This window comes from Pantoea sp. FN0302 (assembly GCF_050113775.1).
GTDB lineage: Bacteria > Pseudomonadota > Gammaproteobacteria > Enterobacterales > Enterobacteriaceae > Mixta > Mixta alhagi.
The window spans coordinates 1-12265 of record NZ_JBNJSM010000009.1 but is presented as its reverse complement, the minus strand read 5'-3'; the positions used below and the strand labels follow the sequence as shown (position 1 = coordinate 12265).

General features: G+C 55.0%; 9 protein-coding genes. 5 read left to right on the top strand and 4 right to left on the bottom strand.

The features are described 5' to 3' along the window. The first annotated feature begins 58 nt into the window (after positions 1-58). The 5 genes from ACQE32_RS19075 (at position 59) to ACQE32_RS19055 (ending at position 8351) form a co-directional block, all read left to right on the top strand. Positions 59-286 (top strand): type III secretion protein HrpF, encoded by a 228-nt coding sequence (locus tag ACQE32_RS19075; RefSeq protein WP_250651696.1) that lies wholly within the window; start codon positions 59-61, stop codon positions 284-286. A gap of 80 nt (positions 287-366) precedes the next feature. Further along, positions 367-2421, top strand: a complete 2055-nt coding sequence (sctC, locus tag ACQE32_RS19070; RefSeq protein ID WP_426982303.1) for a type III secretion system outer membrane ring subunit SctC — start codon at positions 367-369, stop codon at positions 2419-2421. A 15-nt stretch (positions 2422-2436) separates the two neighbouring features. Then, positions 2437-2637, top strand: coding sequence for an HrpT family type III secretion system protein (gene hrpT, locus ACQE32_RS19065; protein ID WP_426975187.1), 201 nt, complete (start codon positions 2437-2439; stop codon positions 2635-2637). 21 nt (positions 2638-2658) lie between these two features. Beyond that, positions 2659-7908: an AvrE-family type 3 secretion system effector gene (locus tag ACQE32_RS19060; protein WP_427022259.1), complete on the top strand. Its 5250-nt coding sequence runs from the start codon at positions 2659-2661 to the stop codon at positions 7906-7908. Positions 7909-7919: 11 nt separating this feature from the next. Continuing rightward, a complete protein-coding gene (locus ACQE32_RS19055) occupies positions 7920-8351 on the top strand; it encodes a type III secretion system chaperone (RefSeq protein ID WP_426975189.1) in 432 nt (143 codons plus the stop codon). A gap of 126 nt (positions 8352-8477) precedes the next feature. Here ACQE32_RS19055 and tri1 read toward each other — a convergent pair whose 3' ends face one another. The 4 genes from tri1 to ACQE32_RS19035 all read right to left on the bottom strand — a co-directional run. Next, complete coding sequence (gene tri1, locus ACQE32_RS19050) at positions 8478-9545, bottom strand: ADP-ribosylarginine hydrolase Tri1 (RefSeq protein WP_427022258.1); 1068 nt, start codon at positions 9543-9545, stop codon at positions 8478-8480. Next, positions 9542-10852, bottom strand: coding sequence for a PAAR domain-containing protein (locus tag ACQE32_RS19045; protein WP_427022257.1), 1311 nt, complete (start codon positions 10850-10852; stop codon positions 9542-9544). Before ACQE32_RS19045 ends, tri1 begins: the two co-directional genes overlap by 4 nt. A gap of 12 nt (positions 10853-10864) precedes the next feature. Next, entirely contained in the window at positions 10865-11674 is an 810-nt protein-coding gene (locus tag ACQE32_RS19040; protein ID WP_427022287.1) for a DcrB-related protein, read from the bottom strand. Next, positions 11655-12265, bottom strand: a 611-nt coding sequence (locus tag ACQE32_RS19035) for a bacteriophage T4 gp5 trimerisation domain-containing protein (RefSeq protein ID WP_427022256.1), incomplete at its 5' end; no start/stop codon positions are given. The genes ACQE32_RS19040 and ACQE32_RS19035, both read right to left, overlap by 20 nt.

Here is a 12265-nt window from a genome sequence, read left to right as displayed (position 1 = left end):
GAACCCAACGGCAAAAGGCACCACTCAAGGGAGAACTTTAAACCAGAGGAGTCAAATCATGCCTTCCGGAGATTTGCTGCAACGCCGCTTATCCACCCAGTCCAGCCGTACACATAACGAGACCTATCAGTTCGCCAAAGAGCTCTCTGGCCAGCCGTTCAGTCTTAGCGATATGTACGCCTTTCAAAACCAGCTGCTGGATATGTCTAACGCCAGCTGGGCCAGCTCGCAATATACCCAGTTTAAGTTCGGCATCCGCAAAGCGATTATCGATGCCATTAACTGATGCGCGTTAACTGACGGCAGCTGCGGCTGCCGTTAACAGGCTTTCCCGTTTGGATGATTGTCAGAAGAAAGGAGTAAGGTGTGATCACCCTGCCCGCTGTGAAAAGGCTGCTGCGCTGGACAGCCGCCCTGCTATTGCTGTGCGCTGGCACCCTGCACGCCAGCACCCCGGAAGCCTGGAAAAATGGCGCTTACGCCTATTCGGCCGATAACACGCCGCTCAGCATTATCCTCGAAGATTTTACCAACAGCTTCGGCGTGGATATTAATCTCGGCACTTTACCCGACAGCAACGTCACTGGCCGCCTGCGCGCCGTCAGCCCGGAAGCGTTTCTTAACCGGCTGGCGCTGGAATATCGCTTTCAGTGGTTTGTTTATAACAACACGCTCTACGTCAGTCCGCTGACGGCACAAACCTCGCGTCGTCTGGAAATTTCGCCCGATGCCGCGCCCGATATCAAACAGGCGCTGAAAGGCGTCGGCCTGCTGGAGCCGCGCTTTGGCTGGGGTGAACTGCCCGACGAAGGGGTGGTGCTGGTCACCGGCCCGCCAGAGTATGTCAATCTGATCGCCGACTTCGCGAAAAAGTCAGATACGCCGAAAGAAGATAAAGAACCCAAAGAGATGATGGCGTTTCCGCTGAAATATGCCTCAGTTGCCGATCGTAATATCCGTTATCGCGACCAGACGCTTCTGGTGCCCGGCGTAGCGACCATGCTTAACGAGCTGCTGGGTCAAAGCAGCGGTGACAGCGCCAAAGGCATGAGCGGCGGTCAGGGCGGCGATGACGGCATGGAGCAGATGCGCATGGAGTCTCAGAGCATCCTTAACCAGCTGGTGGGACGCAACACGCATCAGGATCATGATTCCGGCGGCGGCCCGGCAAGCGTCATGGCCGGACGCGTTTCCGCCGACGTGCGCAACAACGCTCTGCTGGTGCGTGACGATCCGAAATACCGCAGCGCCTATCAGTCGCTGATCGCCACCATCGACGTGCCGCAAAAGCTGATCGAGATCGATGCGCTGATTGTGGATATCGACCGCAACGAACTGGCGCGCCTTTCCACCAGCTGGGCCGGTCAGTTCGGCAACGTCAGCGGCGGCTCAGCGCTGCTTTCCGGCCCCAGCACGCTGTTTGTCACCGACTTCCGTCGCTTCTTTGCCGATATTCAGGCGCTGGAAGGCGAAGGCACCGCCTCGATTATCGCCAATCCTTCTATCATGACGCTGGAAAACCAGCCGGCAGTGATCGATTTCAGCGATACCGCCTTTATCCGCGCCATTGGCGAACGGGTGGCGGATATTCAGGCAGTCACCGCCGGTACCAGCCTGCGCGTGACGCCGCGTGCCATCGGCAGCGCCAAATCATCGGTACAGCTGATTGTGGATATAGAGGATGGCAGGCTGGATAAAGATGATAATGGCGAAGCAGAAGGCACCAGCAACGGCGTGATCAGCACTCAGGCGCTGGTTCAGGAGCGGCGTTCGCTGGTGATGGGCGGTTTCCATACCAAACAGAGCGGCGATCGCGAGCGCCGCATTCCGATCCTCGGCAGCATTCCGTTGATCGGCAAGCTGTTTACCTCTACCCAACATGAAACGTCACAGCGCGAACGACTGTTTATTATCACGCCACATCTGGTGGGCGATCAGGTGGATCCTTCCCGCTATATCGCCGATGAAAACCGCAGCCAGCTGAATGATGCCATGGGCGACGTTAACCGCCGCCATAAATATACCGATATGAAGAGCCTGGTGGAAACGGCGCTGCGCGATCTGGCTGAAAACCGCCTGCCCACCGGCTTTTCTACCGGCGGCAGCGGCCAGACGCTGAGCGCGCTGTGCAGCCTGCCGGGCGGCCTGTTCAATGATTACCGCCGACACCAATGGTATCGCAGCAGTTCGGTGCAGATCACCGTTGGCGTGATCACCAATAACAGCAACGTCACCCAGCGCTTTGACGAAGCAACCTGCCGCAGCGATCGCACGCTGGCGGTGGCGGTCTGGCCGCGCTCACAGCTGCGTCCCGGCGAATCCGCTGAAGTTTACGTGGCGTTTGAACCAGGTGCCGTTGCCCGGCCAGGGCGCGTTTCGTTGCTCTCCGCCGCTACTACCGGCAGCCGTCTGACACCCTGAGGATCTAAAGTGAGAATGATGATCATGACTCTGCGCAAACTGCTTTTTACCGGCCTGCTCGGCCTGCTGCTTAGCGCCTGCGCGCCGAAAGCGCCGCCCGGCTGTCAGGATATGCGCTGTCGCCCGCAATCTGATCTGCAGCACCTGACCATCTGGTGGCAGCCGGAACTGCGCAACGGCCCTTACGATTACACCCAGGTGCAGGTTCACCCCTGAAAACATTAAGAGGAAAAACGCATGGCTTTGCCTCCCGTTATCGCCGGTGCCGCAGCCGTTGTACGCACCGCCAGTCCTGTCGGCGCGCGTGCGCAATCTGCTGTGACGCAGGGCGCGGCACGCGCCACCCAGCGCAGCAGCGGCAACCTGCTACAGGGCCGCGCCCATGCGCCCGTTTCCGCACAGCAGCAATCGGGTGCCAGCTCTCTGCGTCGTCGGCATTCGCAGCCGGAAGCGCGCCGCGCTGGTGAGAATGGGGAAAACGGCCCGGCGTTGCAGCGGCGTCACTCCACCGGCGAAAAAGAGGCGCGGCCAACAGACAGCTGGCCGGTGAACAAGCCGCCTGCACGACGTCACTCGGTTGACGGTACGTCAGCGGAGCCTCCCAGGCCCGCTGCGCCCGCCCGCCGCCATTCGCTTGCGGCTACGCCGCCGTCGGCTGACAGACCGCCACAAAACAGCATTACGTCCGCCTCGCTGGCCGACTGGAGCAGCAATATGTTGCAGCTTATCGACAGGGTGTCGGAGCGCCATGCCAGCGCGCTAAGCGCTGCCGAAACAACCAGCCTGGCGACGAAGCAGGCGCAGAGCAAGCGTCTGGAGCAAAACGCCGCTGAACTTGAACCGCCTGATGAAGCAGCAGACCCGCCCTCTCCGCCAGCCGCGCCGGGCGCGCAATTAACCCGCCTGACGGTTAACGCAGGCCGCCTTAACATTAACGCCTCAACCTCCCTGCAGCCGCTGCTGGAGCAGACGCTGGGAAAAGCCGATCAGCGCTATCGCTGGCATCAGAGCAGCGGCGAACATCATCATGTTCTGCTCGATCATAGCGGACGCCTGCTTAACGTACAGGATTCGCCGCTGGCCTTTACCGCCGTAGCGCACAGCAAGCCTGTCAGGCCAGAGCAACAGCCACGGCTGGATAGCGCTAATCAGCGTGTCGCCCTGCACCATAACAACACACAGCAACAGCGCCCGCTGCCTGACGCGGCGGTACACTCCATGCTTACCGGCATCTATAGCCACCAGCGCGAAGAGGGCACACAGAGCGAGCATCTGCGGCTGCATGAAAACCGTCTGTACCGCTTTGATACAGGCCATCAACGCTGGGAACCAACCCACAAAGATCATGAGAAAACCTTCGATAAGCTCAGCCGCCAGGGCAACAATCAGCTGTATGCCATTCAGGGCGACAAACGTCTGCACAACCTGAGCCAGCAGCAAAAAAGCCTGATGTTTAGCGATAAGATCGCCGCTTTTAGCGCCGGTGCACAAGGCGAACTGGCGGTAGTGCTGAAAGATAAAGAGACGCATGAGCAACAGCTGCAGCTGATGAACGGCATCAACGCGCCTGACTGGCAAAGCCCGACGCTAAAGATGAAGCAGAGCGTTAACGGTCAGCCGGGCGACTTCCAGCTCAACAGCATCGCGCTGCATAACAACCAAATCCTCGCCGTGGATCCCAACGGCAGGCTCTTTAGCGCAGCCCGTCCCGACAAAGGGGCCCGTGAAATTAACTTTGCCGACGATAGCCGCAACCAGGCGATTCTCGCTGCGTTCGGCGAAGGTGCGCAGATCACTGCGCTGCACAGCAACGGTCAGGGGCAATTACATGCGGTGGTAAAAGACCGGCTGGATAATGAACACAGCTGTGAGCTGGATGATCAGGGCATCACGCCAGGCTGGAACCTTAGCGAAAGCATGATAATGGACTACCAAAAAGGGCTGCGCCGCAAAGAGCCGTTGCCGCATGCCGTTGTTGATGCCGGGCGTCTCGGCAAACTGGCGCTGATGAATGGCAAAGTCCATTTTTACGATACGGTTTCGCAACGCTGGGAAGCGACCTCCGAAAAAGCCGATCGCCTTATTCGTGGCAATGACGGACTGCCGTTAAAAGTTGAGGGCGGCGAAGTCAAACCGCTGAAGGTCAACCAGGCGGGCAACAAAACCTCACACCACAACAATCTGTTTCAGCTCACCCAGGTGAAAAACAGCGTTAAAGCGGATCTCGCGCTGCACGGCCTCGGCAAAGAGAGTAAAACGCAGACCATCTCCTCGCTGGGTAATGGTCGACTGCTGGCGCTGGATGAGAGCGGCGAGATACGCCTGCATCAGATCTCCTCTGGTTTGCGCCGCGATCGGCAGCCACCGCATACCATCACTAAAGCAGGCTTGCCCTCCACTGAGGGATTAACGGGCGAATCAGCAAAGCAGGCGCAGCTTAAAGATATGGCGGTGAATGAACATAACAAACTCTTTGGCCTGACCAGCGGCGGCGCGCTGTTTATGCTGGATGACAAAGCCTGGCAGGGCAACAATGGCGACGGATGGCAGCCGGTTACCCACCTGCCCCCGGGCCTCGGCACGCTTGCCAGCCTGCATACCGACGGGCAGGGTCGCCTGATGGTCGCGGACAGCGAGGGAAAATCCGCGCGGCTGGAGGCGGGTAACTGGGAGAGGATTGAGCCCCGGCAGGCGCTAAACGCATATGAAAACAACACCTCAGCCGCAACCTTTGACCGGCTGGACAGCGCGGGAAAATCAGGACGCATTCCCGGCACCAACGTTACCTATAAACGTGAGATCGATATCTTCGGCCACAGCGGCTACGACACCGCTAAGGTAAACAGCCCGTTTAAAAAACGCATGGAGGCGTTTGTGCTGCGCACCTCCGGCGGCGGCTGGCCGCGTCCGTTGAAAAACCTGGGGAATGAATTCAAACACCGCCTGCAGGGACGTGAAGGGCTGAGCCCGCTTTATGCGGCGCAAAATCATATCGCCATGGAGATCACCGCTCAGCATAGCTCAATTACGCAGCGTAATCCGTCGCTGGAGCAACGCCTGAGCCGGTTGAATATTAAAAACAGCGATCCCAGGCTGCATCAGGAGATCAATGACTTTGCCGAAGAGCTGGGCCACAGCCTGATGCTGCAAAGCCGGATGGTTGGGCAGCACTACGGCGTGCTGGATGATAAAAACCAGCTGAATACCAATCCGAAAAAGTTAAAAAACACCCATCACGGCCACTTTAATTCGGCGAGCAACCGCGATCCTAAAATGGTTCGCACGCTGCATCAGCTGATCAATAACAATCCCTCCGCCCATACGGCCCCTGCCCTGCAGGTGATTAACGGCATGCGCGCCAACAACCTGACGCTCGATCATTTAAAGCACAATACCGATAAGCCGGCGCGTGACAGCCATGACGAGCTGGGGCTGGTGAAGTCACGTCTGTTTCTGGATGCCATGACCCAGCAGCGGCTGCACAACGCGTTGAGTATCTATCAGCGCAGCCTGCATCTGGGAGACGACCCGGGCACCGCGCGCGCGGATCTTCAGAAGCGCATCCACGAGCTGCGCGATCAAAGCTGGGGGGGCAATCCGGTGAAGAAGCTGACCGATCAGGGCTTCGCCAATACGCATCAGGTGGAAGCGAACTATGACGCCATCAAGAAGATGACCAATGCGTTTGCCAAAGAGCATCACGGCCTGAATTTAACCTCGCGCACCGTGTTTAACGCTGGCAGCCAGCCACAGCTGGTAGAGAACCTGGCGAATGAGCTGAAGTCGTTAAACAACGGCGAAAGCCTGACCTTTAACAACAACTATGGCGCCTTCGCCTCCAGCGCCGTGCTGCCGGGCGGTCAGGTTCTGAACGTTGTCGGCGGGCGCGCCAATGCCGATCGCGGCTACAACCTTGCCTTTACCCGCGGCGAAGACGGGCTAACGGTTACCGTCGGCCGCAACGGCGCAGGCGGCATTACGCCCTTTACCGCCATCGGCCGTAATATGCTTACTGGTCACGTCAATCCCGATGATGTGAAATTTGGCAAAAACGGCGAGCATTCCGCCCTGCCGGTCGTGAGACTGGGCGCGGCGGCCTCGCTGAATTTGCAGCGTCAGGCGCAAAACAGCATTACCTTTAGCCTGGCCGACAACGAGCTGAGCGATTTCCTGAACCGCCTGGCCAGCGACCAGCTCGATCCGCTGGAGCTGCTGGACAGAGGCAACGAGCATAAAGTGAAAAACGGCTCTACCTGGACTGCCAGCCTGGATACCAGCGCCGTTGCGCAGGCCAGCGTTGGGCTGCCGGTAACCAATAAAAACGAGAAGGCGCACGTTACCGCGGCACGCTTTGGCGGCGGCTTAGCGGCTAACCTTAACATTGCGGCTGCCTCGCGCGATCGCAACAATAACGGTAACGCCAGCACCAATAAACATACCAGCAGCGATAACCGTGTACGTTTCTTTAACCAGGGCGCGGCGGAAGCGCGTTTTATGTCGCCGAGCGGAGTAGTGAACCAAACCTCCCAGGGGCGGCAACCGATTATGGCGACCACCGGCGCTGGCGTGCGCTTCAGCTTTGATAATCGTACCAAACAGGCATTAAGCCTGGAGCTGACCCAGCCGCATCGCCTTGCCGGGACGCACCTTGACAAGGTAACGGAAAGTCTGAGCAAAGCCTTTACCGATCGCGCCACCGCGCAGTTAATGGAATCGCTTAAGGATCCCGCCGCGAACAGTGGTAAAACGGCGAAAACCCCGAATGAAAAACTCGATGCGCTGCTGGCTCATTTTGGTCAGCATGAAGCGCAGGGCAAGGTCATCAGTAACGCTCAGTACGCCGCCATCCGCGAACTGGTAAAACTGCGCCAGCAGCGGGAAGCGCTGAATCTACAGGTTCCGCTGCCGGGCGGGGCGGAGACCCAGTCCACTTATAACAACCTCGCCAAAATAGAGAGCAACGGGCTGCTGCACTGGCTTGGCGAGATGCTGAACCATGAGACGGAGTCGAATCATGAGTTGAGCAACGCCAACCGCATCCACGGCATGATGCAGCAGGATGCGCATTTAAGCGGGCTGATTAAACAGATGCAGCTTTCTCCTGATACCCAGGCGGTAGTGACGCTGGAGCCGAAAGATGACATCAAGGAGCAGCTTAATACAGACTGGCTGGCCGGACGCATCAGCCGCGACGAGCTGGAAACGCGTCTGAAAACGCGCAGCAATATGCGCATCAAATCAATCGCCTTTACCGAAAGCAAGAGCAAAAGCGACGGCGTCACTACGCCGCAGTTTTTACTGGGCGGCGGCAGCAACGTTTCTATCGCCAAAAGCCGCAACCTTGGCAAAATCAGCTTCAGCTACGGTCGCGATCAGCAAAGCCCGCTTGCTTATACGCTGGAAGGCGAGCTGGCTAAACGCAGCACTGAACAGCTTGCGCAGCCGTTGCAGGCCGCACAGCAGAACGGTCGGGTTCTTAAAAGTTAACGGAGTGGATAATGGATAGTCACTATTTGCAGCGCCTGCTGGAACAGTATGGCCGCACATTGAATACCGAACTGACGCTGGATAACGGCGTTTGCGTTTTGCTGGATGCGCAACAGCAGGAACTGGTCACTATTGAGGCACCGCCGGGCGAGAATCTGCTGCTGCACTGTGAAATTATGCCGCCGCAGCAAATGACTGACGACCCGGCGCTATGGCGCGCACTGCTGGCAATGAATTTTGAGATGGATGCGATGCGCGGCTGCTGGCTGGCGCTGGATCCAGAAGTTGCGTTGCGGCTCTGTAGCCAGCAGCCGCTGGAACATCTGGACGCGCCGCGCTTTACCCAACTGGTCAATAATTTTATCGATCAGGGACGTCAGGTGCGCGAGTTTATGCCTACGCTGCTGACGCGACTGGCCGAGACGGCGGAGGCTTCAGCTTAAGTTAAAAAGCAGAAGCCAACGTGCCTTTGTATCAGGCAATAAGGGCACATTTAGCATCGCGATATTGACCAGATTCACTGCAGATTAGGGGAACAGGCCATAAGGTGATAAAAAAACGGCATGATTTTATGCCGTTTCTTCAGGTGCCTGCCTGAACAGTGCTTCCGCCATGGAAGCAATTCTTTTTTCCTGAACCAGCCTGTCGCGCCATTCCTGCGGTATGCCTGAATAACCATACAGCGCGCCGGCAATCTGACCTGCCGTGGCGGCCACGCTGTCGGCGTCATCGCCCAGGTTAGCGGCCAGAAGAATCGCGTCGCGGAAGTTATCCGTGTTCCATACCGCCCACATCGCCGCTTCAAGCGTGTCGATAACGTAGCCGCTCGAACGAATTTGATCGCGTGTTTTCTGTTTGTACTCGCCTGCGTTGATGATGAGAACTCTTGCGCTAAGAGGAATGGCATGGGGCGAAAAAGCTTTTTCCTTTGAGCAACCATTGATCAGATAATTTAATATTAAACCTAAAAACTGGCAGGAAAAGATGGACTCAACGGCACCATGTGTAGCGCGGCTTTGTGTTTTAGATTCAAAGTATATTTTTTTTAATGAATGACGTCTGAATAAAGGAACGGGCGCCATCCTGATTAATGCGGCGTTCCCCGCTGTATTTTTAGCCGTATTACCAAACCATGAAGGGCCTTGCAAAAGATATTGCTCAAGCGCATACCTTGTTGTATTTCCTATGTCAAAACATCTGCCATTTGAGCTGTTTTCGCCATAATGGTACCAGCGAACTAATTTATCTCTGAAAAAGGACGTATCCATAGTGCCTTTTTGAAGATACGTCTCAGCGAGACATAAAGCCATAGACGTATCATCAGTCCATTCACCTGCGTTAAGATGAAAGGGACCACCGCCTACCATGTCTGTAATATTCTGCTTATCACGTGGAAGAAACTCCAGTGTTGTGCCTACAGCATCACCGACAGCAAGTCCTACCAACGCGCCTACGGCTTTATCACACGCTTCGTCTTCTGGAATAATACTGGCAATTTTCTCATCCCAGGCATTAAGGTTTATATTTATAATTCCTTCATTATCATTATGCTGCGCACGCGTACTGACTGGCAGATAATGATGATATCTATCTGCATATCGGTTAACTATTTTGTCTTCTTCATGTAAGTCAATCATTCTATTTCCTTAAGATCAATTATAGTTACTCCATTATCTTCTATTCGGCTAATTACTTCAAATTTCGTTCCCGGAGGGTACAACACTTCAGTTTCTGTTGTTTTAAATGCAGACAAGAAATCAATACTTCGCCCTGATTTCCCATCAATATTAAGTTTTACATTTCCTTTAAAAGGTTCTTTAACATCTGTACTCATAAATGCTTTATCAATAACCACATTGCCTGTCTGATACTCATTTAGTATTTTGGAAGGCAGGCTATCAATTCCACGAAAGGTTTCACCTTCAAACGCAGGTATTTTATTTAACCCCTCAATAGCATGGTTAGCAAAAGCCTCTAACTCTGGAGTAAGAGGCTTTGTTCCTCTTAAGGCCGGGTTAATCATCTTATAACCAATTTCGGTAGTATAGCCATGCAAAGCACCAACTTGATCATCGCTTAATAACGCTGATAAATCTGGATCGTGTTGATCTGCGAGCTCCCTTCCTCTATTAATCCATCGACTTGCCCGATCTTTTCCTACTGCGTCAGCTAAACTCATCGTGGGTTTAGGTGGGATTGCAGCGATTTTATTGCTTCGCCACGCATCGAACTTCATCCCGCCTTTGCCGCCCGCTGCTCCACCGACCAGGCTGCCTGCCAGCATCATCCATTTTTGTCCGTCGCTGCCTTCGCCAAACAGTTCTCCGCCAAGATAACTGCCGGCATAGCCGCCCCCCATGCCGCCAAGGGTGCCCAGCACTGCTATGGCAGGCGAAGCCAGCACCGCCAGCGCAGCGCCGCCAATGCCCAACATCGCCCAGTTGATCCAGTCCGGTATTTCCGGACTGATTTCATCCGTCTGTACTTTAGCGCCACCGATAAAAACATCAGGCGATCCGGAAAAGATCTCAGCGCTGCAGGTTAAGCGATCGCCGATACGGGCTGCGGGATAACTGTTGATAAAGACTTTTATTGACCCTTCGGCAACCCGCTGCGGACTGCCGCTATGCTCATCGCATGCGCCTGTAGACAGATGGGCACGGATAGCAGGGCGGTTGTTAATGTAAACATCAGATGAGCCGGAAGCCAGCTGACCGGTGACATGGCGGGGTGCCCAGGACATGCTTCCCAGCAGTTCGCCCAGGCCTCCTCCGGTGCAGGCACCGGCTGCAACGGCCGACACGGCAACCAGAGCCGCACCACCGGTTACCGCAATCGCCGCGGCAGCCACTAACGCACCGCCAATCGCACCGGCAATCAGCCATCCTTCAGACGCTGTATGGGCTATTTCATCCTGTTCCCGCGCAGCATTAAATTCAGACACAGAATCCTCTTCTTATTTATCTGAAATAAATTTGTTTATTTTATCAACGCTATTCAGGGCCTCTGGCCCGCTGACAGAACGGCAAACGGGTAACAGGGATGAGAGAGGCTGGAAATCTTCTGGCGAGGACGTCCAGAGCCCATAACGAACCGGATCGCTGCCCACTATCGCCGCAATATGAAGCGGGTGTCCGGCAGAAGAATAAAACAGATACTGCCCGTTTAATGCACGTTGTAAATTGACATGCTGATAAAGTGCATGAAGGCCTTCAAAAACGCTAAGCTGGCGAAGATCGGTATCAATAACGAAAAAAACATCCTGCGCATTGGCCGGAACAACTTCACTAATAAAGTTGCTGTTGCCATAACGATGAAATTTAATGCTTTTCAAAATCTCAGCATATTGCTTTTGATAATATTCATTAAAACTGTCAGGGCAAGAGCCAATATAGCTGACCATCTTTTTCCCTGCTGGCCTGTCATCCAGCAGAACGATGGTCTGCTTCTGCCACACCCGCGCATTATTGCTTTCAAAATGACAGAATATTTCAGCGGCAGGCATGCCATCAATCACAGTCATGGAAGAAGAAACCAGACTGAACTTCTGAACGGTAACCTCCAGTTCTTTTATCAGGCGGGCAGCGACAGACTGAACTTTATCATCAAATTTTGCTGTTCCGCGTGATACCACGAAGCTGAAATCGCTGGCACTGTTTTCACTCAGAACAAAAAGATTGATTGTTCTGTCTTTATAAATATCAGGGATTTCCAGAGTGGCTTCCTGCAACGTGAAAATCGTCATACTATTTTTCCTGGCTGGCATTAATAACAAACAAACTGTCCAGATCTGATTTGATTTTTTCCTGATGACCATTCTCTGGTGCAATCGTTGCGGCTGCGCCCCCTGCAGGATTAAGATGTAATTCACCGCCCGTAGTATTAATCTGGCCGCCTTTTTCCACGGTGAAATTAAAATTAACGCCCTTAATATTTACGTTACCGTCTGAAGTCAGTTCAATAACGCTTTTACCACACTCCAGGCGAATCGCCTCTCCCGAACCTATGGTAAAAAGCTCGACGGCATTAACCGTGCGCGTTTTACCCGTTAAGGAAACGCTGTGACCTTTAACGCCTGTTACCTGATCCTGAACAATGCGCTGTTTCTCATTTTCACCAACAAACCGGGTATTATTCTTTTCAACCACCATGCTGGCATCGTTCTTGACGTTCACGTCCATATTGCGCTCGGCCTGGATCCACACCTGCTCCTCGCCCGTCCGGTCCTCGAAGCGCAGCACGTTGGCGTTGTCCGGCGTCCCGTCCTTTGACCGGCTCATGAACCCCATCTGCGTCGCCGCCCCCGGCAGCGGCCACGGCGGCATGCTCGCCGCGTTGTACACCCGGCCCGTCACTA